Raw genomic sequence first — 24,836 nt, forward strand, 5'->3', positions numbered from 1 at the left:
CGCTGCTAATGCGTCAGCGCACGCCGAAGGTCCAGCCCTCGGTGCGTGCGATCGGCGGGGTGAGTGCGGGGGGCGCCCAGAGCATGGGGTCGGCGGCGGCGGTGCGCAGCCAGGCGGCGGTGAGCAGCGCGTCGCTGGCATGATCGGCGATCGCGCCTGCGCCTCCGAGCGGTTCGCTGCCGAGCGCCGCCAGCGCCGCGTCGAGTTCGGCGTGGGTGCGCAGCTTGGTGCGGCCCTTGGCGCGGCCCGCGGCGATTGCGGCGAGGCTGGTGTAAATCTCGACGATTGCCGATCCGGCGGATGGCAGCGGATCGAACGGCCAGACGGGCAGCGCGCTTGCCAGCCGGTGCAGCACTCGCATCCCCGTGAAGCTCGACTTGCCCACCTGCGCGGCGCCGACGAGGTTGAGGTTGCTATAGGGATTGAGCCCCTGCGCGCGCTGCGCGTGTTCGGTGACGCGCAGCCGGCCGCGGCCGGTGAAATGCTCGCCCTTGCGGCCGCCGTGACGGCGCAGGTGGCGCGCGACCTGCGCGTGATCGACGAAGCTGGTGGCGGCTAGGTGGGGGGCATCGGCGCAGATCGCGTCAACCAGCGCCCAGAGCGACCGTGCATCGGCCGGGCTCTCGTCCCAGCCGGGGAAGAAGGCGCCTTCATCGACGAAAGGGAGCGAGGGGCCGAGATCGAGGCCGACGAGCGTGTCGGACGGCAGGTCTTGCCGCAGCCAGGCAAGTATGTCGGCGCGCGACCAGATATGGCCGGGGCGGACGAGGCGCGGTGCGCCGGTGCCGGGTGTGGCGAGCGCGACGGCGATGCCCGGCTGCCGCGCACCGACCGCGCCCGACCAGTCGATCGCGACGAAATGCGCGAAGCGGCCGGCGTGGCTCAGCGCAGCGCCCCGGCGACGGCGGCGGCGAAGGCGGCGATATCGAAGCGCGCGCTGCCCGCGTCCTCGCCGCGCCGGACGATGACGAGCCGGCGCGCCGGGATGACCATGATATACTGGCCGCGATTGCCCTGTGCGGCATAGCTGCCGGCGGGCAGGCCCTGATCGGGACCGAACAGCCACAAGGTCGCGCCATAGCCGGCGCCGCTTGTGGGCTGCGGGCCCGAGGGTGTGGTCATGTAACGGACCCAGCCCTCGGGCAGGATGCGCTCACCCTGCCACACGCCGTCGTTGAGCCACAAAGTGCCGAGGCGCGCGAAGTCGCGTGGGGTGGACCAGACCTGGCTCGAGAGCATGTAGTTGCCCTGCCAGTCCTGCTCGGGGATCGTCGAGCGCATGGCGATGCGATCAAGCAGCACATCGCGCGCGAAATCGTCGCGGCCGAGCTTCGCGCGCAGCGCGCGGATCGCGAGCAGCGTGTCGTTGTTGGCGTAGCGGAAGCGGGTGCCCGGCGGCACCTCCAATGGCCATGCCACGGCTTCCTCGGTGACGGCGGTGCCGCCGAAATAGAGCGCATCGGTGCGGTTGCCGGCGGTATCGCTGTGCAGTCCGCTCGCCATGCGCAGCAGCTGATCGAGCGTGATCGCGCGGCGAGGATCGCCTTCGCGCTGCCATTCGGGGACGGGGGCGGGGGCGGCGGGATCGATCTGTCGCTTGTGCGCGGCGGCGCCGATGATCGTGCCGGCGATGCTCTTGGCGACCGACCAGGTGCGCTGCGGTGTGTTGGCACCAAAGCCTTCGGCGTATCGCTCGCCGGCGATGCGGCCATCGGCGCCGAGCACGAGCACGGCCGTGGTGTTGCTGCCTTGCCCGAAGCTGCCGTCGAACGCGCGGGCGAGCACCGGGGCGAGGGGTCCGCGCGGCGCGGTGATCGTGGCGTTGTCAGCCAATGGCCAGCCGCCGGTGGACCTTGGCGGCATGGTGGGCGCGGCAGGCGCAGCGGGTTTCGCGCCGATGGGGAGTAGCCGGCAGCCGGCGAGCCCCTCGGCGCGGGCGATGCGCGGCGGCATCGCGGTATCATAGGGGACCGAGACCCCGGCGGGCGACACATCGGCGTTCAGCGTCGGCAGCAGCGCGTCATAATCCGGGTAGGTGCCTTTAAGCTCGTTCGCCTCGATGCTGGCGATACTGCGCTCGACGCCCGCGACCGCGGCGCTGTTGCGCGCGCCGCACAGCATCAGCGCCTTGTATCCCGCCGCGATCGCGCGCGTGTACGGCGAGGGCGCGTCCTGCGCGGGGGCGGGGGCGGCGAGCGCGAGGAGCGACGCGGCGAGCAGCAGGCGGGGGGTGATGACCATGCGCGCAGCCAAGCAGAGCGCGACGCCGATGCCAAGCGCGATCAGCGCTGTCGGCGTTCGTCCCACCATGCCAGCCGCTCGGCGATGCGCTTCTCATGGCCGCGTTCGGTGGGGGTGTAGAAGCGTTCGGGCGTCATTTCGGCGGGCCAGTAATTGGCGCCGCTGAAGCCGTCCTCGGCGTCATGGTCATAGGCGTAGCCCTTACCATAGCCGATCTCCTTCATCAGCCTGGTCGGCGCGTTGAGGATGTTGGGCGGCGGCATCAGCGATCCGGTGTCGCGCGCCGATTTCCATGCCGCCTTCTGCGCCTTGTACGCGGCGTTCGATTTGGGCGCGGTGGCGCAATAGAGGCAGGCCTGGACGATGGCCAGTTCGCCCTCGGGGCTGCCCAGGAAATCATAGGCGTCCTTGGCTGCGAGGCACTGGACCAGCGCCTGCGGATCGGCGAGGCCGATATCCTCGCTGGCGAAGCGCACCAGCCGGCGTAGCACGTAGAGCGGTTCCTCGCCGGCCGTGAGCATCCGCGCGAGATAATAGAGCGCGGCCTGCGGATCGGAGCCGCGCAGGCTTTTGTGGAGGGCGGAGATGAGGTTGTAATGCCCCTCGCGGTCCTTGTCGTACACCGCTACGCGGCGTTGGAGGAAGGCCGAGAGGCCGGCGGGATCGAGCGTGCCGTCGATGCCGACCGAGAAAAGGGTCTCGGCCTGGTTGAGCAGGAAGCGCCCGTCGCCATCGGCGCTCGCCACCAGCGCGGCGCGCGCGGCGGCGTCGAGCGGAAGCGGGCGATCGAGCAGCGCTTCGGCACGCGCCAGCAGCGTGTCGAGCGCGGCGGCATCGAGGCGTTGCAGGATGAGCACCTGCGCGCGGCTGAGCAACGCGGCGTTGAGTTCGAACGAGGGGTTCTCGGTGGTGGCGCCGACCAACGTGATCGTGCCGTCCTCGACATAGGGCAGGAAGCCGTCCTGCTGCGCGCGATTGAAGCGGTGAATCTCGTCGACGAACAGCAAGGTGCGGCGACCCGCGCGGCCATGCTCGCGGGCCTCTGCGAAGGCCTTCTTCAAGTCGGCGACGCCCGAGAACACCGCCGAAAGCTGAATGTAGCGCAGCCCCACGGCGTCGGCGAGCAGCCGCGCGATGGTGGTCTTGCCGGTGCCCGGCGGCCCCCACAGGATGATCGACGAAAGCTTGCCCGCCGCGACCATCCGCCCGATCGCACCTTCGGGGCCGGTCAGGTGATCCTGCCCGACCACCTCTGCCAGCGCCGGCGGCCGCAGGCGGTCAGCGAGCGGCGCGTCGGCGGGCGGGGCAGGGGGCGGGGGAGCGACGTCCCCGAACAGATCGGCCATTTCCGCAACATAGCGATGGTGCACGGGATTTTCAGCGCCAGCTGTCGAACCACATCCAGTGGTTGAACGCCTGATTGTTCACCAGCGCCGCGCCCGAGACGATCGGATGGAAATAGGCGAAGGCGATCACCGCCGCGCCGAGTGCGACGGCGGCGGGGCGGGGGCTGCGCGGCAGGGCAAGTGCGGCGGCGAGCGCGAGCGCGATGAAGATGCCCGAGAGGTGATAATAATAATAGAAACCCAGTGACTTGGGGATGATCGCGAAGATCGCGAGCGAGAGAATCCATAGTGCTGCGAGTGCCAGATGCGCGCGCGATCCGCGCCAGCCCGCCCACAGGCACGCCGCGACGGCGACGAGGCCGCCCCACATCACCACCGGATTGCCGATGAGCAGGATGCCGCGCATGATGCCCTGATCGGGTTCGTAGAAATACCAGATGGGGCGCAGCATCAGTGGCCAGCTCCACCAGTCGGACTGGTAGGGATGGTCGGACAGGATCTTGGTCTGCTGCGCGTACATCTCGAACTGGAAGGCGACGAGATCGGCGGGGGCGAGCGGATCGCACCAGTAGAAGAAGGCGGGCGTAAAGCTGGCGAAATAGACGGCGAGCGCGGCGGTGCCGAACGCGAGCGGCGCGGTGAGCTGTGCGCGGCCGGGCTGCGTCGCGAGCAGCAGCAGGCACGCCGCTGCGACATAGGGGATGGCGGCCCATTTGGTCGCGACCGCGAGGCCGAACAGCGCGCCCGCCAGCGCGAGGCGCGGCAGCCGGCGGGGCGGCGGCGTCGTGAGCGCCCAGATGAGCGCGGCGATGCCGAGCGTGAGGAACGCGCCCAGAAAGCCGTCGAGCATCCCGATGCGCGCCTGCACGAACAATGTCTGGTTGAGCATCAGCAGCCCAGCGCCGAGCGCGGCCACCCAGATGCGCGCGAACAGCATCCAGAGGATTGCGAAGCCGCCGAGCACGGTGAGCGTGCCCGCCAGCGTCGACATTGCGCGCCAGCCGATCGGATTGTCGCCGAACAGCGCGATGCCCGCGCCGATCAGCATCTTGCCCATCAGCGGATGCTCGGTGTTCACCGGCTCGGACAGCGTGAGCAGCGTGCGCGCGGCGGGGACGTAATGCACCTCGTCGAACACCAGCCCGGCGGGGCGGTGGATGCCGAGCGTGAACAGCAGTTGCGCCGCGAGCGCGATGAGGATCGCGGCGTGGAGAGGCTTGAGAGCGAAGCGCATCGCGACTGGCGCTAGCAGATCGCGTGCGGACGATCGAACGCCAAAAGCGCCCGCCTTGCGCTATGACACGTCTGGCGGCAAAGCGGGGCCATGAAGCGCAATACCGGCCAGGACCGCAGCATCACGTCACGCTGGCGCCCCGCGACGCAGGCTGTGCGCGGCGGCACCGCGCGATCCGAATATGGCGAGACGAGCGAGGCGCTGTTCCTCACCTCGGGCTATGCCTATGACTGTGCGGGCGACGCCGCGGCACGCTTTGCCGGCGAGCAGGCGGGCATGACCTATTCGCGGTTGCAGAACCCGACGGTCGAGATGCTCGAGCAGCGGATCGCGCTGATGGAAGGCGCCGAGGCGTGCCGCGCGACGGCAAGCGGCATGGCGGCGATGACGGCGGCGTTGTTGTGCCAGCTCGAGGCAGGCGACCATGTGGTGGCGGGCCGCGCGCTATTCGGCTCGTGCCGCTGGCTCACCGATACGCTGCTGCCGAAGTTCGGGATTGCGACCACCATCGTCGATGCGCGCGACGCGCAGGCGTTCGCCGATGCGACGACCGACAAGACCAAGCTCTATTTCTTCGAGACGCCCGCCAACCCGACGATGGACATCGTCGACTTGCAGGCGGTGTGCGACATCGCTCGCGCGCGCGGCGTGACGACGGTGGTCGACAACGCCTTCGCCACCCCCGCGCTCCAGCGGCCGATGGAGTTTGGCGCCGATGTCGTCGCCTATTCGGCGACCAAGATGATGGACGGGCAGGGGCGCGTGCTGGCGGGCGCGGTGTGCGGCAGCGAGGACTTCATCCTCAACACGCTGCTGCCCTTCACGCGCAACACGGGGCCGACGCTGAGCGCGTTCAACGCCTGGGTGGTGCTGAAGGGCCTCGAGACGCTCGACCTGCGCATCCGCCGCCAGAGCGAGAATGCGCTGGCGGTCGGCCGCTTCCTCGAAGGTCGCGTGCCGCGCATCAATCATCCGGGGCTGCCGAGCCATCCGCAGCATGCGCTGGCGATGGCGCAGATGGCGATGACGGGGCCGATCTTCTCGTTCGAGGTCGATGGCGGGCGCGCGCAGGCGCACGCGCTGCTCGACGCGCTCGAGCTTGTCGACATCTCGAACAATATCGGCGATTCGCGATCGCTGATGACGCACCCCGCCTCGACCACCCATGCCAGCGTGAGCGAGGACAAGCGGCTCGAGATGGGCATTCGCGAGGGCACGCTGCGGCTCAATGTGGGGCTCGAGGACCCTGCCGATGTGATCGACGATCTCGACCAGGCGCTGCGGCGGGCGGGGCTGTGAAGGCGCTGTTCACCGAGGAGGCACGCACGCGCGGCATCGTGGTGCGCACGTCGGTGAGCTATCTGCCCGAACAGTCGGACCCCGAACGCGGCCGCTGGTTCTGGGCCTATCACATCCGCATCGAGAACGAGGGCGACGGCGCGGTGCAGCTGCTGACGCGCCACTGGATCATCACCGACGGGCGCGGGCTGCGCCATGCGGTGGAAGGCGAGGGCGTTGTCGGCGAGCAGCCGATGATCGCGCCGGGCGCCAGCTTCGACTATGTATCGGGCTGCCCGCTCTCGACCCCGACAGGATCGATGCAGGGCGCCTATCAGATGCTCGGCGAGGACGGCGAGACCTTCGACGTGGCGATCCCGAAGTTCGCGCTGGTCGCGCCGGCAGTGGCGCAGTGAGCGGGCGGCAATGAAGCGCACGCACCTGCCGCTCAACGGACTGCGCGTGCTCGACGCGGCAGCGCGCCATCTGTCGTTCACGCGCGCGGCCGACGAGCTGGCGGTGACGCCGGCGGCGGTCGGCCAGCAGATTCGCGCGCTCGAGGACATGCTGGGGGTAGTGCTGTTCCGCCGCACCACCAAGGGGCTCGAGCTGACGCCCGAGGGCGCGGGGGGGCTCACCGCGCTGCGCGGCGGGTTCCTCCAATTCGAGGAAGCCGTGCGCGCGATGCAGGCGCAGCAATCGTCGAAGGCGCTGACGATCGCGGCACCACGCGACGTGACGCAGAAATGGCTGTTGCCGCGCCTCGCCGCGATCGCCGCAGCGGATCGCGAGCTGCGCTTCCAGCTGCTCGCGGCCGAAGAGGGGCTCGATTTTGCGCAGGCCAATCTCGACCTCGCGATCCGCTGGGGCGAGGGGCCGGGCGAGCATGAAGGCGAGGCGCTCGAATCGGACGGGATGGTGACGATCGAGCGCGTAGGCGGCGGCGCCGATGCGGTGATCGGCTGGCCCGGCGATACCGGCGATGCGCAGGCCGCGGCGATGCGCGTCGCCGATGCGGGGCTCGCGATCGACGCGGCCGCCGCGGGTCTTGGCCGCGCGACGGTGCCCGAACTGCTCGCGCGCGCCGATCTTGCCGCCGGGCGCGTGGCGCCGGTGGGCGAGGCGATTGCCGCGCGTCACGGCTATTGGATGGTCGCGCCGCTGCCGCAATGGCGCCAGAAGAAGGTGCGCGCGCTCGTCGACGCGCTGGCGAGCTGACCCGTCGGCAGCAATCGTTGCTCAGGCCGATCGGTTCGTCGTCCACGCGCAGTCCGGGCACCGTATAGCGGCTGTAACCCGCGCCATCCTCAGGATGCAGGAAGCCTTCGGCACTCCTATATCGATGCCATGCCGCAGGTTACGGTCTGGTTCGATGGCGGTTGTCCGCTCTGCCGGCGCGAGATTGCGCTGATGCGCCGGCTCGATCGGGCGGGGCGGCTGCGTTTCGTCGACGCATCGGTGGCGGGCAGCGTCTGCCCTACCGATCGTTCGGCGCTGCTCGCGCGCTTCCATGCCGAGGAAGACGGGCGGCTGTACGAAGGCGCGGCGGCGTTCGCGGCGATGTGGCGCGCCATTCCGCTGCTGCGGCCGCTGGGCCTGCTTGCGCGCAACCGCATCGTGCTCGCGACGCTCGAAAGGGCGTACCGGCATTTCTTGCGGGTACGGCCCTATCTTCAGAAGCTTGCCGGAGCCTAGTACCAACTGGCGTGGAACACGCGCCGTGACCGCACGTTCGCAGCCCTCTCTTTTCCGGGACATGCCGTGCCAGCTTCCAACATCGCCGCAGCGCATCCCGGCAAGGCCGAGCGCGCTGCCGACATCGCCGCGCGGCTAGCGCATACCAATGTGCTCGCCATCCTGCGCGACGAAATCGACGCTGCCGAAGTCGCGGCGCTCGTGGCGGCGATGGTGCCCGAGGCCATCGTGCTTCTGTGCCCGGGCAGCGATGCGCTGCCGGGCGACGCTGCGCCCGCATCACCCGCGAATATCGGGCAGCGCGTCGCGGCGCTGCATCGCCTGTCGTGCCTTCGCGCCGAAGGCGACGCGCGACGCATCGCCCTAATCAGCACGGGCGAGGCGGCGGCGCGCGCCTATCCGCCGCCCGACGCCTATCGCGCGGTGCCGCCCTCGATCGCGGTCGATATGGCGATCGATCTGGCCGCGCTGCACGCCGAACTGATCGAAGCCGGCTATGTCGACGACGAGCGCGTCGACGAACCGGGCGAGGTGGGGCTGCGCGGCCAGGTGCTTGACGTGTTTCCCGCCGACCGGGCGCATCCACTGCGCGTCGAGGAAGCCGACGGCCGGATCGTCGCGATCCGACGCTACGACGCCGGCGACCAGCGCGGCGTCGATACGATCGAGGCGTGCGAACTTGGCCGCGTCACCGAGCCGGCGGTGGGCGACGCGCCGGTCACGCTGCTCGATCACCTCGACGACGCGATCGTCGTCGTCGATCGCGCCGGCGACGAGCGCCGCCGCCGCTTCCTCAAGCTGGTGGCCGACGCGACGAAGCGCGGGTCGCGGCGCGTCGGCCGCCACATCGTCGACGATGCCGCGTGGAAGGCCGCGCTCGAAACGCGCGAAACGGCGGACATCGCGCCGGCCGGCGATCCGCCGCCCCGCTTCGTCGAGAGCGCCGCGCCGCTTCGCGCCTGTGCGAAGCTGGTGCGCGCCGAGATCGCGCAGGGCAACCGCGTGGCACTGCTCGGCGGCGAGCGCGATATCCGCTTCCTCATGCCGCGCCTGGCGAACGCGGTGAAGCTCGAGGGCGAAGCATTGGCCAACTGGGCAGCGCTCGAGCAATCGCGCGCGCCCTTGTGCTCGCTGCCAGTGCGCGCCGATCGTGGGTTCCGGCGCGACGGACTGCTCGTCATCGCCGCCGCCGACCTCATCGGCAGTCGCGCCGAGCGCGGCGATGCCGCCAGCGCCTCGATTCCCGCCTTCGACGCCGCGGTGGAGCTGCGCGTCGGCGATGTCGTGATCCACGAGGATCACGGGCTGGCGGTGGTCGATGGCGTGCGCCCGCTGCCGGGTGGCGACGGCGAGGATGCGGCGAGCGACGCGATTGCGCTAACCTATGCCGGCGATGCCATCCGCCTCGTTCCGGTGTCGGAGGCCGACCGCATCTGGCGCTATGGTGCCGAAGCCGATGCGGTACGGCTCGACAAGCTCGACGGATCGACCTGGCAGAAGCGCCGCCGCGACATCGACGCCGCGATTGCGGAGACGGCGCGCGGGCTCACCGCGATCGCCGCTGAGCGCGCCGAGCGCAGCGCCCCCGTGCTCGATCCGAAGCCTGCCGACTATGAGAGCTTCGCCGCGGGCTTCCCCTATTCCGAAACGCCCGATCAGCAGGCGGCGATCGAGGCCGTGCGTGCCGATCTGGCGAGCGGGCGACCGATGGACCGGCTGATCGTGGGCGATGTCGGCTTCGGCAAGACCGAGGTCGCGCTGCGTGCCGCCGCCATCGCTGCGCTGTCGGGCCGTCAGGTGGCGATCGTCGCGCCGACGACGGTGCTTGCGCGCCAGCATCTGGAGAGCGTGACGCAGCGCTTCGAGGACAGTGGCATCACCGTGGCCGGCCTATCGCGGCTGTCGAGCGCGGCGGAGAAGCGCGCGGTGAAGGCAGGGCTCAAGGACGGATCAGTGCGCATCGTCGTCGGCACCGGGGCGATCGCGGCGAAGGATGTGCGCTTCAAGCAGCTCGCACTCGTCATCGTCGACGAGGAGCAGCGCTTCGGTGCGGCCGACAAGAAGCGGCTCGAGGCGCTGTCGGCGGGCCATGTGCTGAGCATGACCGCAACGCCGATACCGCGCACCTTGCAGGCGGCGATGGTGGGGTTGCGGCAGCTCTCGGTGATCGCGACGCCGCCCGCGCGCCGCCAGCCGATCCGCACCGCGATCGGCGCGTTCGACAAACAGGTACTGCGCGCCGCACTGCTGCGCGAGAAAAGCCGCGGTGGGCAGAGCTTCGTGGTGGTGCCGCGGATCGCCGACATGGCGCCGCTCGCCGCGGTCCTTGCCGAGAGCGTGCCCGAGCTCGAGGTGCTGACGGCGCATGGGAAGCTGCCCGCTGCCGAGATCGACGAGGCGATGGTGCGCTTCGGCGCGGGCGAGGGCGATGTGCTGCTGGCGACCAACATCATCGAGACGGGGCTCGACGTGCCGCGCGCGAACACGATGGCGATCCTCCATGCCGATCGCTTCGGCATCGCCCAGCTGCACCAGCTTCGCGGCCGGGTTGGGCGCGGCGGACGGCGCGGGCAGGTGCTGCTGTTCACCAAGGGCGAAGGCGAGATCGCGCCGCGCACACTCAAGCGGCTGCGCACGCTCGAGACGTTCGATCGGCTGGGCGCGGGGTTCGCGATCAGCGCGAGCGACCTCGACCTGCGCGGCGCGGGCGATCTGCTCGGCGATACGCAGGCCGGCCATATGCGGCTGATCGGTGTCGAGCTGTATCAGCAACTGCTCGAAGGCGCGTTGCGGACGGCGCGCGGCGAGCGCGTGGAACGCTGGTCGCCCGAGCTCAACCTCGGCGCGCAAGGGAACTTTCCCGAAAGCTGGGTGCCCGATGCCGATACGCGCATCACGCTCTATGCCCGGCTGGCGCGCATCGGTTCGTTCGATGCGCTCGACGATTTCGAGCGCGAGATCGAGGATCGCTTCGGCACGCCGCCGCCGGCGGCAACGCGGCTGCTGGCGAGCGCGCGCATCCGGTTGCAGGCGCGCGCGCTCGATATCGAGCGGATCGACGCGGGGCCGGCGGCGATCGCCTTCGCACCGCGCGGCGATGCGGCGGTACTGGCCGAGGCGCTGGAGCTGGGCGAGCGCAACGGGCGCGTGCTGCTCGACGAACGCATCGACGAACCCGATGCGCGCTTCGACCGCGTGCGCCACCTGCTCGACGCGGCGACCGAATAGCCTGACCCTACACCCGATCGGCCTTTGGAAAGCCCCGCGCGAACGCAGCCGTGATGGCCTCGCGATCGCCGCCATGGTCGGCAACGTTGCCGGCATGTTCGGCAAGCTCGCACGCGCAATCGCGCAGGAAGGCGATGCATTCATCCGACTGGCCGCGTTCGACGAGCTTGTCGGCCACTCTGGCATAGAGGCCGATCATGCGGATTGCGATCGAGGGATATTGGCAGGCACTCTGCCGGAACGCCGTGAGCGGCCCGGCGAACACGGCGCGGAAATCCTGCCCCGGAAGCTCGAAGCGCGCGTCCTCGCGCCAGACCGGTGCCTTGTCGGCATCGACCCAGGCGGCCGCGTGGGACAGCATCGCCGCCGCGAGCCGATCGGCCGCCGCGCGCCCGGTGTAAAGATCGTTGACCGCCGGAGACAGCGCGCGCGCCGCGATCTCGACGAGCAGCCGGACGCGGAACCCGACGCCCTCGACATCGCCGCGATGCGGCCCGACGGGCACGGCATCGAGCATCCGCCGCTCGTCGGCAACGGGGTGTTCGAGCGCGATCAGCGGATCGCCCGCCAGCACATAGCGCCCCGGCGCCGCCAGGACGCGCACATGGCTATTCGAATCGCCGACGAGGCGCCGCAGCGCGACGAGATCGTTCCCCTCGACATAGCCGTCGTCACGCGCGCGCACGATCTGGCGACATTCGCCGGCATGGGGCGCGCCGGCGGCTACGATCACCTCGTCGCGCGCAGCATCGCGCCCGAGATAGGCGATCGACCGGTCGACGAAGACCGTCCGGCCGAGATCGTGCAGCGCGATCGTCAGCAGCGCCACGACGCCGATCTGTTGCAGCAGCACGGCGCCGACTGTTGCGAGCGGGACGTCGGCAAGCTCGGCCTCGCCGTCGACCGCCGCCATCGCGCCGAGCGCGAAGACGAGCGCGAACACCAGCACGGTCAGCGCGGCGCGGACCAGCCGCTTCTCGAGCCACCGGTCGATCAGCCGCACGCCCAGATTGCTGCTCGCGACGGTGAGCACTAGCAGCGTGATCGAGAAATAGAGTGTGGTGAACGCCGTACCGATGCCGATCGCCACCGCGACGAGATCTTTCGCGGTATCGGCCGTCTCTACCGGATTGAGATCGTTGGCGAGCAGCCATGCGGCGAGCCCGCTGCGATCGAGGTGCAGCATCGCGAGCAGCAGCGGCATCGCCGCGAGCGCGCCGAGCACGGGTAATCCCCAATAGCTCGCGACCATGCGGTGCAGCAGCCACGCAAGGCGCCCGCGCGACGACAGATGGCGCGACCTCATGCCGCGCCTGCCCGCGCCAAAACATTGTTCCGGCGCCGGAACTTCAAGCGGGCACCGGCTTTCTGCACAGCATCCACGGCCGCCTGCGACCGCGACCTTCGCACGCTGCACAATCCGGTCGCGAAAGGTGCATGTCTATGGTTCCAGCTTCCCCGATGCTTGCCGATCCCGACCTTGTCGGCAACATCGAGAATCTCGTCGCGCTGACGAGCGGGCAGTACACGCTCGGCTCGCTCATCCTGATGGTCAGCTACGGCGCGCATTTCGCGTTCATCGTCTATTTCCTCATGACGAGCCTGACGCTGGCACCGCGCTATCGCATCGTGCCCATCCTGTCGGCGATCGTGATGGCGAGTGCGGGCCTCAGCCTGCTGCGCGAGTTCAGCCTGTGGGAAGCGAGCTATGCATTCGACGGCGCGCTGTTCCAGCCGCTCGCCGAGGGCAATGTCTTCACCAACGCCTTCCGCTACGGCAACTGGACGATCACCGTACCCATCTTGCTGACCCAATTGCCGATCGCCTTTGCGCTGGCCCGCCCCGAGCTGCACAAGCGTGCCGCCCGCATGATCGTTCCCGCGGTGCTGATGATCTGGACGGGGCTGTACGGCCAGTTCGGCGAGACGGCCGATCTTTCGCGGCTGAACCTGTGGGGCGTGATCTCGACTCTCTTCTTCGTCTGGATGCTCGTCGAGGTGCGCGGGGTGATCGGCGCCGCGATCCGCAATTCGCCGGTGAGCCTGGCGGCATGGCCGAAGAACATCTGGTGGTACTTCCTCGCCACCTGGGGCATCTATCCTATCGCTTATGCGCTGCCGCAACTGGGGCTGACGGGCGATATCGTGGTGGGGCGGCAGCTCCTGTTCTCGATCGCCGACATCTCGACCAAGCTCGTCTACGGCATCCTGCTGTCGCGCTACGTCCTGCGGCGCAGCGCGCTCGAAGGCTATGCCCCGGCGGCCGAGGCGCTCGAGACCAGTCCGCTCGGCGCGAGCGCGGCCTCGGCATGCGGCGACTGACGCTTGGCCGCACGGCAGGCCTCGGTCGACTTCAGACCGGCGTCACCCGGCCGATGGTGGACGGGCCCTGCATTGCTTGCGCTGGGCGGCGTGGCGCAGGCGGGCGGCGAGGCATCGGCAGTGGCGCTCGGGCTGCTGATGTTCGCCGCGGGGATGCCGCATGGCGCCGCCGACGACGACGGCACCACGATCCGTCGCTTCGGGCTGCCGCACGCGGCGGCCTATGTCGTCGCGGCGGGCGCGGTGGCCGCCTTCATGCTCGCCGCGCCGCTTACGGGACTTACGTTGTTCTTCCTGCTCTCGGCATGGCATTTCGCGCATTCGGGGCAGGGGCCGGCACCGCGCCGCTGGGGCATCGCGATGATCGCCGTCGCCGGAAGCGCGCTGTGGCGCCCCGACGAGACCGCGGCGGTGTTGCAGACAATCCTCGGCGAACCGGTGCCGCCCTGGTGGCTGGCGACGCTCGCCGCGGCGGGCGCGCTGGGGGTGGTGCTGGCGCTGCCTGCGTTGCGCACACGACCCGCCGATGCGACTCTGTGGAGCGCGTTGGCGGCGGTTCTGCTGTTCCACCCAGTTCTGGCTGCGGGCATGGTGTTCCTCGTCGCGCATGCCGTGCCCGTGCAGCAGCGGCAGATTGAACGATACGGCGTCGCTGCGGTCTGCGCCGCCGTGTCGCCCACGACGCTCGCGGCGGTGTTGGGCGCGCTCGCGCTCGCGACGCTGGTCGCCACCGGCATGCTGGCGCTTCCCGTCGCCACCGCGCTCGCCTTCGGCATGGCGACCCCGCACATGCTCGGCGATCGGCTCGCGGGATGAATGCCGTTCGCCGCGGATGCGGCGGCGCGACGCGCCGCACGGCTCGGCCGGCACCGGCGTGTCCCCCGCGCCGCGGGAGGGGCAGTGAATAGCGTTGACGACCGCCGTCGGTGAAGGCAGAGGAACGTCGTTCGGGAAGGCTGCGAAGCGCTGTTGTCAACGGCAGCGCGGACGTCGGCTGAGCACCGAAACGCGGGTGTAGCTCAATGGTAGAGCAGAAGCTTCCCAAGCTTACGACGAGGGTTCGATTCCCTTCACCCGCTCCATCTTTGCAGCGAATGACACTGCGGCTCACGCCCTTTTGCGGGTGCGACTTCGCGCGTGACCGGGGGGCGCTGCGGGCCTAATGCAAGAGCGATCGTAAACGATTTGCGACAGGCCTGGCATCGGCTGTCGCTTGGCGCTGGGCGTCTCAATCAGCGCCGCTCGCCAACGATGCGCGGCGAATAACTCGCCGTTCAGCGGCGGCGGCGGGCGATCAGGATCAGGACGAGGCCGAGTACCGCGAGCACGGCGCCGTTGGTGACCCAGGGGCGCTGGTCGATCATGAAGCTGGAGGCCGGCCAGCGCACCATGCCGAGGCCCTGGCCGATCCACAGCAGGCCCATGAGCGCCAGCGCAATCCCGATCGCGATCAGGATGCGCCGGCGCCCCATGGCTCAGCGCTCGCCCACGGGGACGTAGTCGCGCTGGGTGGGGCCGGTGTAGAGCTGGCGGGGGCGGCCGATCTTCTGCTCGGGGTCCGAGATCATCTCGTTCCACTGCGCCACCCAGCCGACGGTGCGCGCGAGCGCGAACAGCGCGGTGAACATCGTGGTGGGGAAGCCGATGGCCGAGAGGATGACGCCCGAATAGAAATCGACGTTGGGGAACAGCTTCTTCTCGGCGAAATACTCGTCCTTGAGCGCGATTTCCTCGAGCTGGAGCGCGGTCTCGAACACCGGATCGCTGACGCCGAGCGAATCGAAGACCTCGCGCACGGTCTTCTGCATCACCGTCGCGCGCGGATCGTAGTTCTTATAGACGCGGTGGCCGAAGCCCATCAGGCGGAACGGGTCGTTCTTGTCCTTGGCGCGTGCGATATATTCGGGAATGCGATCGGGCGTGCCGATTTCGCGCAGCATGTTGAGCGCGGCCTCATTGGCGCCGCCATGCGCGGGGCCCCACAGGCACGCGATGCCCGCCGCGATGCACGCGAACGGATTGGCGCCCGACGATCCGGCGAGCCGCACCGTCGAGGTCGAGGCGTTCTGCTCGTGATCGGCGTGGAGGATGAAGATGCGGTCGAGCGCGCGCTCGACGACGGGGTTCACCTCATAGGGCTCGGCCGGCACGCCAAAGGTCATGCGCAGGAAATTGCCCGTGTAGCTCAGCGAGTTGTCGGGATAGAGGAAGGGCTGGCCGACCGAATATTTATACGCCATCGCCGCGATCGTCGGCATCTTGGCGATCAGGCGGTGGCTGGCGATCATGCGCTGGTGCGGATCGGCGATATCGGTCGAATCATGGTAGAAGGCCGAAAGCGCGCCGACGACGCCGCACATGATCGCCATGGGGTGCGCGTCGCGTCGGAAGCCGCGATAGAATTGCGCGAGCTGCTCGTGCAGCATGGTGTGGCGGCTGATCGTGTAGGTGAACTTGTCGAGCTCGGCGGCCGAGGGCAGCTCGTGGTTGAGCAGCAGATAGGCGACTTCCATGAAGCTCGACTGTTCGGCGAGCTGGCCGATTGGGTAGCCGCGGTGCAGCAGCACGCCTTCGTCGCCATCGATATAGGTGAGCGTCGATTCGCAGCTCGCGGTCGAGGTGAAGCCCGGATCGTAGGTGAACATGCCCGTCTGGGCATAGAGCTTGCGGATATCGGTGACGGCCGGCCCGACGCTGCCGTGGCGTACCGGATATTGCTTGTCGCCGATGGTCATCGTCTGGGTGTCGGCATCGGACATCGCGGCTTCCTTTATCGTTCTTGTGTTCAGTGTTCGGCCGGAACGGCCAGCTGATCGGCGATCCGACCCAGGCTCTCGTCGCGCCCGAGCAGTGCGAGCACGTCGAAGATACCGGGCGAGGTCTTGCGGCCGGTGAGCGCCACACGCAGCGGCTGGGCCACCGCGCCCAATTTGGCGCCTTCGGCTTCGGCGACCTCGCGGACCTCCGCTTCGAGGCTTTCCGTATCCCATCGCGGCAGGGCGTCAAGCTTGGCATGCACCGCGCCGAGGAGCGCGCGGGCATTGCCCTCGAGCAGCGGCGCGGCGGCGGGGTCGACGGCGAGCGGCCGGGCGGCGAACAGGAAATCGGTCGCGGCGGCGAGCTCGTTGAGGTTGGCGGCACGCGGTTTCAATTCGGGCATCGCGCGGACGAGCAGCGCGCGCTGCTCGTCGGTGAGCGGGCGATCGAGGCGCGCGGCGACGAGATCGGCGAGACGTGCATCGTCGGCGGCGCGCAGATAATGGCCGTTGATGTTTTCGAGCTTCTTGGCATCGAAGCGCGACGGCGAGCGGCCCACGCCGGCGAGATCGAACCAGGCGACCGCTTGCTCTCGATCGATGATCTCGTCGTCGCCATGCCCCCAGCCAAGCCGCAGCAGATAATTGACGACGGCTTCGGGCAGCAGCCCCATCTCGTCGCGATAGGCATCGACGCCGAGCGCGCCGTGCCGCTTCGAAAGCTTGGCGCCGTCGCTGCCGTGGATGAGCGGGATGTGCGCATAGACGGGATCGGGCCAGCCGCCCTCGACCGCGTCCATCGCGCGGATCAGCGCAAGCTGGCGGAAGGCGTTGTTGAGATGATCGTCGCCGCGGATGACGTGGGTGACGCCCATGTCGTGATCGTCGACCACTACCGCTAGCATGTAGGTGGGCGTGCCGTCCGAGCGGAGCAGCACGAAATCGTCGAGCTCGGCATTGGCGACGGTGACGTCGCCCTGCACCTGATCGGGGATGGTCACCGCGCCTTCGGTAGGCGCCTTGAGCCGCACGACGAAGGGCGTGCCTTCGGGCGCATCGGCGGGATCGCGGTCGCGCCAGCGGCCGTCATAGCGGATGGGCTTGCCCGCGGCGCGCTGGCTTTCGCGCAGCGCGGTCAACTCCTCGGGGCTGGCATAGCAGCGATAGGCATGGCCGGCGGCGAGCAGCTGGTGCGCGACGGCTGCATGGCGATCGGCGCGCGCGAACTGGTAGACTTCGTCGCCATCCCAATCGAAGCCGAGCCAGCGCATCCCGTCGAGGATCGCGGCAATGGCGGGCTCGGTCGAGCGCGCGCGATCGGTATCCTCGATGCGCAGCAGGAAGCGGCCGCCATGGTGGCGCGCGAACAGCCAGTTGAACAGCGCGGTGCGGGCACCGCCAATGTGCAAATAGCCCGTCGGCGAAGGCGCGAAACGGGTGACGACAGGCGAGGCACCGGGGGCGCCGTGATTGGTGGTTGCGCCCAAGCGCGCTTGCTCCCAAGCTGGAAATCCGATGGCCTCTGACGCCGCCGCCGCCCCTAGCATGGCCTCCCGCGCGCTTCAAATCGGCGCTTGGGGCGGTATCGCGCGCGACCGGCTCGAAACCTGGCTCGAAGCCGAGCGCGACCAGTTGCCGCTGTGGCTGCCGGTAATGCTGGGGCTGGGGATCACGGCATGGATGCTGCTGCCCGATGCCGCGCGCTGGGCGGGATTCATCCTCGCCGCGCTGGCGCTTGGGCTAGCCGGGCTCGCGGCGGGGCAGGGGGGGCGGGCATCGCGCGTGATGCTGGTCGCGATGCTGGCGATGGCGGCGGGATGCGCCTTGATCTGGTGGCGGGCCGAGCGCGTCGCGCAGCCGGTGCTGGCGCGGCCGGCGGTAGTGGCGTTCGAGGGCGTGGTGCGCGGCGTCGAGCCGATGCCCGCGCGCGACCTAGTGCGGTTGCGCGTGGCGGTGCGCGATGCGGCAGGAGCGGGGCTGCCGCCGCTGGTGCGCCTCAATGTCGACGACGCGCTGATGCCCGCGGGCGTGGCGAGCGGAGCGGTGGTTGCGGTACGCGCGCGCCTGATGCCACCGGCGCCGCCGGCAGTGCCCGGCGCCTATGATTTCGCCCGCGTCGCGTGGTTCGACGGACTGGGCGCGACGGGCCGCGCCTTTGCGATCGAGGTGGTGCGGGCCGCGCCCACCGCCGGCGACGGCATGCGCGCGAGGCTGACGCGGCATATCCAGGCGCAGGTGCCGGGCAGCGCGGGCGGCGTCGCCGCGGCGCTGGTGACGGGCGACCGCGGCGCGATCAGCGAGGAGGATGACGAGGCGATGCGCCGATCGGGGCTGGCGCATCTGCTGTCGGTAAGCGGGCTGCACGTCACCGCCGTTGTCGGCGCGACGATGCTCGTCGTGCTCAAGCTGCTGGCGCTGAGCCCCATGCTGGCGCTGCGGCTGCGGCTGCCGCTGGTGGCGGCGGGCGCGGCGGCGGTGACGGCGGTGTTCTACACCTGGTTGAGCGGCGCGCAGGTGCCGACGATCCGCTCGTGCATCGCCGCCTTGCTGGTGCTCGGCGCGCTGGCGCTGGGGCGCGAGGCGATCACGCTGCGGCTGGTCGCCGCGGGCGCCACGGCGGTCCTCCTGCTCTGGCCCGAGGCGCTGGCATCGCCGAGCTTCCAGCTGAGCTTCGCCGCCGTGACCTCGATCGTGGCGCTGCACGAGCATTCGCGCGTGAAGCGATGGTTCATGAAGCGCGACGAGGGCTGGGGGCGGCGGCTTGCGCGCGGCGGCGCGTCGCTGCTCTTGACCGGCCTCGTCGTCGAGTTCGCGCTGATGCCGATCGGCCTGTACCATTTCCACAAGGCGGGGCTGTACGGCGCGGCGGCGAACATCGTCGCGATACCGCTGACGACCTTCGTGGTGATGCCGCTCGAGGTGCTCGCGCTGTCGCTCGACGTCGCGGGGCTGGGCGCGCCGGCATGGTGGCTCGCCGAGCGCACGCTGTGGCTGCTGCTGTGGATCGCGCAGACCACGGCCGACGCGCCGGGTGCCGTCAAGGCGCTGCCCTCGATGCCGGCTTCGGCCTATGCGCTGATGATCGGCGGCGGGCTGTGGCTGGCGTTGTGGCGAACGCGCCTCCGTTGGGCGGGGGCGGTGCCCGCCATGGCGGGAGCGATCTGGGCGGCGATGACCCCCGCGCCCGACCTGATCGTGACGGGCGACGGGCGGCATCTGGCGATCCGCACCGCCGATGGCGGCATGGCGGTGCTGCGTGAGCGCGCGGGCGACTATGTGCGATCGATGCTAGGCGAAACCGGCGGCATCGACGGCGAGCTCGGGACGATCGACGACATGGCCGAGGCCCGCTGCACGCGCGACGCCTGCATGGCGAAGCTCGCGCGCGACGGCCGCCGCTGGACGATCGCGGCGACGCGCAGCGGCTATATGCTGCCGATCGAGGAGATGGTGGCGCTGTGCCGCGCCAGCGACGTTATCGTCAGCGAGCGCCGCCTGCCGCGCACCTGCACGCCGCGCTGGCTCAAGCTCGACCGGCCGATGCTGCGCGAGACGGGCGGTGTCGCGCTGGCGCTCGGCTCGGGGACGGTGCGCACGGTGCGCAGCGGTGGCGCACATCCATGGCGCGACCCGCCGACGGTGCAGCCGCCGCGGCGGGCGTGGCCGCGCCGGCGCGAGTGAGGCGGTACTGGTGTCGGGGCCGCGGGGGGTGTCTGGGGCGAAAAAGGCCGATGCGCGCGAAACGCTGCGCGCGGCGCTGGCAGTGCAGAGCGAACTCGCCGGGCCATGGACGTGCCACCAAGCGCCGGCGTTGCGCAGACCCCTCCACCATGCTTCGCATGGTCCCCCTCCCCGTGCCGAGGAGGTATTTCCGCCGACCAGCAGCCTGCCGCTGCTGGTTCTTCGCCGTGCCGGACTGCGAAGGCGATCTGTACCGCCTGCCTTCAGTAGCGGCGCAGCAGGCCGGCGAGCTTGCCCTGCACGCGGACCTGATCGGGCGCGTAGCGCTGCGGATCGTAGCTGCGGTTGGCGGGGTCGAGGCGGATCATCGCGCCCTCGCGGCGGTAATATTTCAGCGTCGCGTCATGCTCGTCGATGAGCGCAACGACGATGTCGCCTTCGCGCGCGTCTTCCTGGCGGCGGATGAGAGCATAGTCGCCGTCGAGGATGCCGGCCTCGACCATCGAATCGCCCGATACCTCGAGCGCGTAATGCTCGCCCGAGCCGAGCAGGGCTGCGGGCACGGGCAGCATCTGCGCGCCCTCAAGCGCCTCGATCGGCACGCCGGCGGCGATGCGGCCGTGCAGCGGGATCTCGATCACGTCGTTGGCGGGCTGCGGTGGCGGCGTGGTGGCGGGTGTTACGATCGCGGCGGCGGGGCGCGGCTTCTTGGCGACGGGTCGCTCGGGCATGCGCAGCACTTCGAGCGCGCGCGCGCGATTGGGCAGGCGGCGGATGAACTGGCGTTCCTCGAGCGCCGAGATCAGGCGGTGCACGCCCGACTTCGACTTGAGATCGAGCGCTTCCTTCATCTCCTCGAACGAGGGCGAGACGCCGGTATCGGCGAGCCGATCGGCAATGAAGCAGATGAGTTCGTGCTGCTTGCGCGTAAGCATCGGTCGGCCTCCGAGGGAACAGACGCGGAACGTGTAGGCAACGGTCCGGAACGTGTCAAGCGAGGTCGAGGATTTCCACCGATTCGCCCGCCGGCGCGGTGGGCGCGAAGGGCGCGCGCAGGATCAGGCAATCGCTCGCGGCGAGCGTCGCCAGCATCGAACTGTCCTGCGTGGGGGCGGGGAACACGCGATCGTCGCGGATGACGCCGCGCAGATGATCGGCGCGGCGATCATTGGCGGGAAGCGGTGCGCCAAGCGGCAGACGGCGCGGGCTGAGCGCGAGGCTGCCGCCGCTCATTGCCGCGAGCAGCGGGCGTACGAAGCGGTGCGTGGTGACGAACGCTGCGACGGGGTTGCCTGGCAGCCCGACGATCATCGCATCGCCGATCCGCCCCGCGAGCATCGGCTTGCCGGGGCGCATCGCGATCTTCCAGAAATCGATGCGGCCGCCCGCCGCCTCGATCGCGGGGCGGACGAGATCGTGATCGCCGACCGAGGCGCCGCCCGTGGTGACGATGAGGTCGGCAGGCGTGTCGCCGAGCGCCGCGGCGATCGCGTGCAGATCGTCGGGCAGCACGGCGCGCGCGACGATCTCGACGGGCAGGTCGCGCAGCGCGGCGGCGAGCATCGGCGTGTTCGAATCGGGCAGCGCGTCGGGGCCGGCGCCGATCTCGTCGCCTGTGCCGAACAGCGCGACGCGGACAGGACGGCGCACGGGCAAAGTCGCGAGGCCGGCGAGTGCCGCCAGCCCGATACGCGCCGCGCCGATGCGCTCGCCGGTACGCACGATCGTATCGCCGGCATGGAAATCGAGGCCCGCGCGCCGGATATGCCGGCCAGCGCGCCCCGGACCTTCGCCGGCAAGCCGCAGCACGGTGCCGTCGATCGCGGCTTCTTCCTGCACGAGCACGGTATCGGCGCCCGCCGGCACCGCGGCCCCGGTGAAAATGCGCACCGCCTGGCCCGGTTCGACGCGGCCGGGGAAGGGGCGGCCGGCGGCGCTCTCACCGATCACCGTCAGCGATGCGTCGAGGTCGGCGAAGCGCAGCGCATAGCCGTCCATCGCTGACAGATCGTGCGCGGGCTGCGTGCGGAGCGCCATGACGTCATCGGCGAGCCAGCGTCCGGCAGCCCTAGCGAGCGGCGCCTCCTCTCGCGCGATCGGCGGAGCGAGCGCGATGAGCCGTGCGAGCGCCTCGTCGATTGCGATCATGGCGCGCGCCAGTCGCCCGCCTTGCCGCCGCGCTTCTCGGCCAGATGCAGCCCCTCGATGCGCATCGCCGGGTCGATCGCCTTGGCCATGTCGTAGAGCGTGAGCAGCGCCACCGATGCCGCGGTGAGCGCTTCCATCTCGACGCCGGTGCGCCCCTCGGTCGCGGCGGTCGCGGTCACGGCGATGCCGTCATACTCGAAGGCGAGGTCGATCGTCACGCGATCGAGCGGGAGCGGATGGCACAGCGGAATGAGATCGGCAGTGCGCTTGGCCGCCATGATGCCCGCGATGCGCGCGGTGGCAAGGACATCGCCCTTCTTGCTGGTGCCGTCGCGGATCGCATCAAGGGCTTCGGTGCGCAAGACGATGCGGCCGCGCGCGACGGCCTCGCGCCGTGTCACCGCCTTGCCGCCGACATCGACCATGTGCGCGGCGCCCGCCATATCAAGATGCGTGAGCCTGTCGCCCATCAGCCGACCATCGCGCGCGTCGCGGCTTCGAGGTCGGGCTGGCGCATGAGCGCCTCGCCGATGAGGAAACAGGCGATACCGTGGGCAGCAAGCATGTCGAGATCGGCGCGGCTGTTCAAGCCACTTTCGGCAACGAAGGTACAGCCGGGCGGTGCTTCGCTCACCAGATCGCAGGTGCGCTGAAAGTCGACGCTGAAGTCCTTGAGATTGCGGTTGTTCACACCGATCAGCCGCGACCGCAGCCGGGCGGCGCGCGCCATCTCGGCGGCGTCGTGGACCTCAACCAGCACGTCCATGCCACGCTCGATCGCCGCCGCCTCGATCTCGGCCATCGCGCCATCGTCGAGCGCGGCGACGATGACGAGCACGGCATCGGCACCGATCGCCCGAGCCTCGGCCACCTGCCACGGATCGATCATGAAATCCTTGCGCAGGACGGGCAGGTCGCAGGCGGCACGCGCGGCGACGAGATAATCCTCATGGCCCTCGAAATAGTCGCGATCGGTAAGCACCGAGAGACAGGCGGCGCCACCGGCGGCGTAGGCGCGGGCGTGGGCGGCGGGATCGAAATCTTCGCGAATCAAACCCTTGGAAGGGCTTGCTCGCTTTATTTCGGCAATGAGTGCGTGGCCGTGCGTTGCGCGCGCATCGAGCGCGGCGCGAAAGCCGCGCGGTGGCGTCTGCCGGGCGGCGCGCCCATCGAGATCGGCGATGCCGGCAAGCGCGCGGCGCGCGGCGACTTCCTCGCGTTTGGTGGCGAGAATGGTGTCGAGCATCGTCATACGCGGTCGATCCAGCGTTGCAGCAGCGTCGCGGCGGCCTTGCCGTCGATCGCCTCGGAGGCGCGCGCGGCGCCTTCCTCGAGCGTGTCGGCGCGGCCGGCGACCATCAAGGCGGCGGCGGCGTTGAGCAGCACGGCGTCGCGATAGGCACCCGGCGCACCGTCCAGCAGCGCCGCCAGCGCGGCGGCGTTCTCGCGCGCCTCGCCGCCGCGGATGCTGGCGAGCGGATGACGCGGCAGGCCGGCATCCTCGGGCGTGATGCGCTCGGGCAGCCGCGCGCTGCCGACATTGGCGACGACACTCGCCCCCTCGGTCGACAGTTCGTCGAGCGCGTCCTCGCCCGAGACGATGGCGGCGGCCTCGGCGCCGAGCATCTCGAGCGCCTGCGCATAGACCGGCACGTAATCGGGGCGAGCGATGCCGATCAGTTGCCGCGAAACCCTGGCAGGGTTCGCGAGCGGACCCATCAGGTTGAAGATCGTCCGCCGGCCGATCCGCCGGCGTACCGGCGCCAGCCGCTTGAGCGCGGGATGGTGGTTGGCGGCGAACAGGAAGGCAATGCCAAGTTCGGCGAGTGTCGCCTCGGCACTGGCAGTGGCGGCGTCGAGATCGAGGCCCAGCGCCTCGAGCGTGTCGGCGGCACCCGCCTTCGACGAGGCGGCGCGGTTGCCATGCTTGGCCACGGGCACGCCGCATGCCGCCACCACCAGCGCCACCGCGGTCGACACGTTGACGGTGTGGTGCCCGTCGCCGCCGGTCCCGCACACGTCGATCGCGCCCGAAGGCGCGGCGACGGCGATCATCCGCGCCCGCAGCGCGCGCGCCGCCTCGGCGATCTCGATCGCGGTCTCGCCGCGTTCGGACAGGCGCGTGAGGAAATCGACGATGGCCGCTTCGTCGGCGCGGCCGTCGAGGATGTCATCGAACGCTTGGCCCGCGCTTTCGTGGCTGAGCGGCGTGGCGGGATCGGGAAGCAGCGCGAGCGCGGTCATGCCGCCAGCCCGCCGGCCAGATGCGCGGGCATTACCGGCTCGATGCCGGCGGCGCGCAGGAAGTTAGCGAGCATCGCATGGCCATGCTCGGTGGCGATGCTCTCGGGATGGAACTGGACGCCGTGGATCGGCAGCGTAGCGTGGCGGAAGCCCATGACGCTCGCATCGGCGGCAGTCGCGTTGACCACCAGTGCCTTGGGCACGTCGGTGACGATCAGCGAGTGATAGCGCGTGGCGGTGAAGGGCGAGGGGAGGCCGGCGAACACGCCGCTGCCGTCATGCTCGACGGGGCAGGTCTTGCCGTGCATCAGCCCGCCACGCACCACGCGCCCGCCGAAATGCTGGCCGATCGCCTGATGGCCAAGGCATACGCCGAGCAGCGGGCGCGCGTGCGCCGCGCATGCGGCGACGAGATCGAGGCTGATGCCCGCCTCGTTGGGCGTGCAGGGGCCGGGCGAGATGAGGAATGCATCGGCGCCGCTATCGAGCGCAGCATCGACCGACAGCGCATCGTTGCGCTCGACGCGGACTTCGACGCCCAGCTCCATCAGATAATGGACGAGGTTCCAGGTGAAGCTGTCATAATTGTCGATGACGAGGATCATGGCGGTGCCTTAGGACGCAAGCACGCGGGCGACAATAAGCGCGGATCGGATGATGCGC

Annotated in this window: 22 protein-coding genes and 1 tRNA gene; 9 read left to right on the top strand and 14 right to left on the bottom strand. The window is 70.0% G+C overall.

Features of this window, described 5'->3' with window-relative positions; translation table 11 throughout:
- Positions 1-13 precede the first annotated feature (13 nt).
- The 4 genes from FBR43_RS04570 to FBR43_RS04585 are packed head-to-tail and all read right to left on the bottom strand — an operon-like array spanning position 14 to position 4,821.
- Positions 14-886 (bottom strand): hypothetical protein, encoded by an 873-nt coding sequence (locus FBR43_RS04570; protein WP_136944037.1) that lies wholly within the window; start codon positions 884-886, stop codon positions 14-16.
- The gene (locus FBR43_RS04575) at positions 883-2,310 is read right to left on the bottom strand and encodes a serine hydrolase domain-containing protein (RefSeq protein WP_249276461.1); all 1,428 of its coding nucleotides are present in this window, start codon (positions 2,308-2,310) and stop codon (positions 883-885) included. The genes FBR43_RS04570 and FBR43_RS04575 overlap by 4 nt, the downstream gene beginning before the upstream one ends.
- Entirely contained in the window at positions 2,283-3,587 is a 1,305-nt protein-coding gene (locus FBR43_RS04580; protein ID WP_136942054.1) for a replication-associated recombination protein A, read from the bottom strand. Before FBR43_RS04580 ends, FBR43_RS04575 begins: the two co-directional genes overlap by 28 nt.
- A 31-nt stretch (positions 3,588-3,618) precedes the next feature.
- Complete coding sequence (locus FBR43_RS04585; protein WP_136942055.1) at positions 3,619-4,821, bottom strand: glycosyltransferase family 39 protein; 1,203 nt, start codon at positions 4,819-4,821, stop codon at positions 3,619-3,621.
- Positions 4,822-4,911: 90 nt separating this feature from the next.
- Between FBR43_RS04585 and FBR43_RS04590 the strand changes: the two genes are divergently transcribed.
- The 5 genes from FBR43_RS04590 (at position 4,912) to FBR43_RS04610 (ending at position 11,022) form a co-directional block, all read left to right on the top strand.
- Positions 4,912-6,120 (top strand): trans-sulfuration enzyme family protein, encoded by a 1,209-nt coding sequence (locus FBR43_RS04590; protein WP_136942056.1) that lies wholly within the window; start codon positions 4,912-4,914, stop codon positions 6,118-6,120.
- On the top strand, positions 6,117-6,515 hold the full coding sequence (gene apaG / locus FBR43_RS04595; protein ID WP_136942057.1) for a Co2+/Mg2+ efflux protein ApaG: 399 nt from the start codon (positions 6,117-6,119) through the stop codon (positions 6,513-6,515). Before FBR43_RS04590 ends, apaG begins: the two co-directional genes overlap by 4 nt.
- 10 nt (positions 6,516-6,525) lie before the next feature.
- Complete coding sequence (locus FBR43_RS04600) at positions 6,526-7,317, top strand: LysR family transcriptional regulator (protein ID WP_136942058.1); 792 nt, start codon at positions 6,526-6,528, stop codon at positions 7,315-7,317.
- Positions 7,318-7,446: 129 nt separating this feature from the next.
- Positions 7,447-7,794, top strand: a complete 348-nt coding sequence (locus FBR43_RS04605; RefSeq protein ID WP_136942059.1) for a thiol-disulfide oxidoreductase DCC family protein — start codon at positions 7,447-7,449, stop codon at positions 7,792-7,794.
- A 66-nt stretch (positions 7,795-7,860) separates the two neighbouring features.
- Complete coding sequence (locus FBR43_RS04610; RefSeq protein WP_136942060.1) at positions 7,861-11,022, top strand: helicase-related protein; 3,162 nt, start codon at positions 7,861-7,863, stop codon at positions 11,020-11,022.
- 7 nt (positions 11,023-11,029) lie between these two features.
- Here the strand turns inward: FBR43_RS04610 and FBR43_RS04615 are convergent, their stop codons facing one another.
- Positions 11,030-12,328: a DUF2254 family protein gene (locus FBR43_RS04615; RefSeq protein WP_136942061.1), complete on the bottom strand. Its 1,299-nt coding sequence runs from the start codon at positions 12,326-12,328 to the stop codon at positions 11,030-11,032.
- 137 nt (positions 12,329-12,465) lie between these two features.
- Between FBR43_RS04615 and FBR43_RS04620 the strand changes: the two genes are divergently transcribed.
- From FBR43_RS04620 to FBR43_RS04630, 3 genes are all read left to right on the top strand, one after another.
- Positions 12,466-13,344, top strand: coding sequence for a bacteriorhodopsin (locus FBR43_RS04620; protein ID WP_249276462.1), 879 nt, complete (start codon positions 12,466-12,468; stop codon positions 13,342-13,344).
- Between the two features lie 72 nt (positions 13,345-13,416).
- Positions 13,417-14,160 (top strand): Brp/Blh family beta-carotene 15,15'-dioxygenase, encoded by a 744-nt coding sequence (locus FBR43_RS04625; protein WP_169542493.1) that lies wholly within the window; start codon positions 13,417-13,419, stop codon positions 14,158-14,160.
- Between the two features lie 192 nt (positions 14,161-14,352).
- A tRNA-Gly gene (locus FBR43_RS04630) sits at positions 14,353-14,426 on the top strand.
- A 192-nt stretch (positions 14,427-14,618) separates the two neighbouring features.
- Here the strand turns inward: FBR43_RS04630 and FBR43_RS04635 are convergent.
- The 3 genes from FBR43_RS04635 to gltX are packed head-to-tail and all read right to left on the bottom strand — an operon-like array spanning position 14,619 to position 17,587.
- On the bottom strand, positions 14,619-14,816 hold the full coding sequence (locus tag FBR43_RS04635) for a hypothetical protein (protein WP_136942064.1): 198 nt from the start codon (positions 14,814-14,816) through the stop codon (positions 14,619-14,621).
- A gap of 3 nt (positions 14,817-14,819) precedes the next feature.
- A complete protein-coding gene (locus FBR43_RS04640; protein WP_136942065.1) occupies positions 14,820-16,103 on the bottom strand; it encodes a citrate synthase in 1,284 nt (427 codons plus the stop codon).
- Between the two features lie 26 nt (positions 16,104-16,129).
- Positions 16,130-17,587 (bottom strand): glutamate--tRNA ligase, encoded by a 1,458-nt coding sequence (gene gltX, locus FBR43_RS04645; protein WP_394344008.1) that lies wholly within the window; start codon positions 17,585-17,587, stop codon positions 16,130-16,132.
- Positions 17,588-17,645: 58 nt separating this feature from the next.
- Here gltX and FBR43_RS04650 point away from each other — a divergent pair, with 58 nt between their 5' ends.
- A complete protein-coding gene (locus FBR43_RS04650; protein ID WP_136942067.1) occupies positions 17,646-19,781 on the top strand; it encodes a ComEC/Rec2 family competence protein in 2,136 nt (711 codons plus the stop codon).
- A gap of 263 nt (positions 19,782-20,044) precedes the next feature.
- On the opposite strand, the gene lexA is transcribed toward FBR43_RS04650, so the two are convergent.
- Genes lexA through FBR43_RS04680 form a run of 6 tightly spaced genes read right to left on the bottom strand, consistent with a single transcriptional unit; the run spans position 20,045 to position 24,778 of the window.
- Positions 20,045-20,716 (bottom strand): transcriptional repressor LexA, encoded by a 672-nt coding sequence (gene lexA, locus FBR43_RS04655; RefSeq protein WP_136942068.1) that lies wholly within the window; start codon positions 20,714-20,716, stop codon positions 20,045-20,047.
- A 55-nt stretch (positions 20,717-20,771) separates the two neighbouring features.
- Positions 20,772-21,929, bottom strand: coding sequence for a molybdopterin molybdotransferase MoeA (locus tag FBR43_RS04660; protein ID WP_136942069.1), 1,158 nt, complete (start codon positions 21,927-21,929; stop codon positions 20,772-20,774).
- On the bottom strand, positions 21,926-22,399 hold the full coding sequence (gene moaC, locus FBR43_RS04665; RefSeq protein ID WP_136942070.1) for a cyclic pyranopterin monophosphate synthase MoaC: 474 nt from the start codon (positions 22,397-22,399) through the stop codon (positions 21,926-21,928). The genes FBR43_RS04660 and moaC overlap by 4 nt, the downstream gene beginning before the upstream one ends.
- On the bottom strand, positions 22,399-23,181 hold the full coding sequence (trpC, locus tag FBR43_RS04670; RefSeq protein ID WP_136942071.1) for an indole-3-glycerol phosphate synthase TrpC: 783 nt from the start codon (positions 23,179-23,181) through the stop codon (positions 22,399-22,401). The genes moaC and trpC overlap by 1 nt, the downstream gene beginning before the upstream one ends.
- On the bottom strand, positions 23,178-24,173 hold the full coding sequence (trpD, locus tag FBR43_RS04675; protein WP_136942072.1) for an anthranilate phosphoribosyltransferase: 996 nt from the start codon (positions 24,171-24,173) through the stop codon (positions 23,178-23,180). Before trpD ends, trpC begins: the two co-directional genes overlap by 4 nt.
- On the bottom strand, positions 24,170-24,778 hold the full coding sequence (locus tag FBR43_RS04680) for an anthranilate synthase component II (RefSeq protein WP_136942073.1): 609 nt from the start codon (positions 24,776-24,778) through the stop codon (positions 24,170-24,172). Before FBR43_RS04680 ends, trpD begins: the two co-directional genes overlap by 4 nt.
- Positions 24,779-24,836: the final 58 nt, after the last annotated feature.

The organism is Sphingomonas baiyangensis (genome assembly GCF_005144715.1).
In the GTDB taxonomy this organism is placed as follows: domain Bacteria; phylum Pseudomonadota; class Alphaproteobacteria; order Sphingomonadales; family Sphingomonadaceae; genus Sphingomonas; species Sphingomonas baiyangensis.

Bases quoted from the DNA above. Each gene is read 5' to 3' on its own strand.
- FBR43_RS04580 (WP_136942054.1), bottom strand. From the start codon at position 3,587: ATGGCCGATCTGTTCGGGGACGTCGCTCCCCCGCCCCCTGCCCCGCCC.
- FBR43_RS04620 (WP_249276462.1), top strand. From the start codon at position 12,466: ATGGTTCCAGCTTCCCCGATGCTTGCCGATCCCGACCTTGTCGGCAAC.
- FBR43_RS04590 (WP_136942056.1), top strand. From the start codon at position 4,912: ATGAAGCGCAATACCGGCCAGGACCGCAGCATCACGTCACGCTGGCGC.
- FBR43_RS04585 (WP_136942055.1), bottom strand. From the start codon at position 4,821: ATGCGCTTCGCTCTCAAGCCTCTCCACGCCGCGATCCTCATCGCGCTC.
- FBR43_RS04605 (WP_136942059.1), top strand. From the start codon at position 7,447: ATGCCGCAGGTTACGGTCTGGTTCGATGGCGGTTGTCCGCTCTGCCGG.
- moaC (WP_136942070.1), bottom strand. From the start codon at position 22,399: ATGGGCGACAGGCTCACGCATCTTGATATGGCGGGCGCCGCGCACATG.
- trpD (WP_136942072.1), bottom strand. From the start codon at position 24,173: ATGACCGCGCTCGCGCTGCTTCCCGATCCCGCCACGCCGCTCAGCCAC.
- FBR43_RS04600 (WP_136942058.1), top strand. From the start codon at position 6,526: ATGAAGCGCACGCACCTGCCGCTCAACGGACTGCGCGTGCTCGACGCG.
- FBR43_RS04660 (WP_136942069.1), bottom strand. From the start codon at position 21,929: ATGATCGCAATCGACGAGGCGCTCGCACGGCTCATCGCGCTCGCTCCG.
- FBR43_RS04650 (WP_136942067.1), top strand. From the start codon at position 17,646: ATGGCCTCCCGCGCGCTTCAAATCGGCGCTTGGGGCGGTATCGCGCGC.
- FBR43_RS04635 (WP_136942064.1), bottom strand. From the start codon at position 14,816: ATGGGGCGCCGGCGCATCCTGATCGCGATCGGGATTGCGCTGGCGCTC.
- FBR43_RS04575 (WP_249276461.1), bottom strand. From the start codon at position 2,310: ATGGTGGGACGAACGCCGACAGCGCTGATCGCGCTTGGCATCGGCGTC.
- lexA (WP_136942068.1), bottom strand. From the start codon at position 20,716: ATGCTTACGCGCAAGCAGCACGAACTCATCTGCTTCATTGCCGATCGG.
- trpC (WP_136942071.1), bottom strand. From the start codon at position 23,181: ATGACGATGCTCGACACCATTCTCGCCACCAAACGCGAGGAAGTCGCC.
- FBR43_RS04615 (WP_136942061.1), bottom strand. From the start codon at position 12,328: ATGAGGTCGCGCCATCTGTCGTCGCGCGGGCGCCTTGCGTGGCTGCTG.
- FBR43_RS04640 (WP_136942065.1), bottom strand. From the start codon at position 16,103: ATGTCCGATGCCGACACCCAGACGATGACCATCGGCGACAAGCAATAT.
- FBR43_RS04680 (WP_136942073.1), bottom strand. From the start codon at position 24,778: ATGATCCTCGTCATCGACAATTATGACAGCTTCACCTGGAACCTCGTC.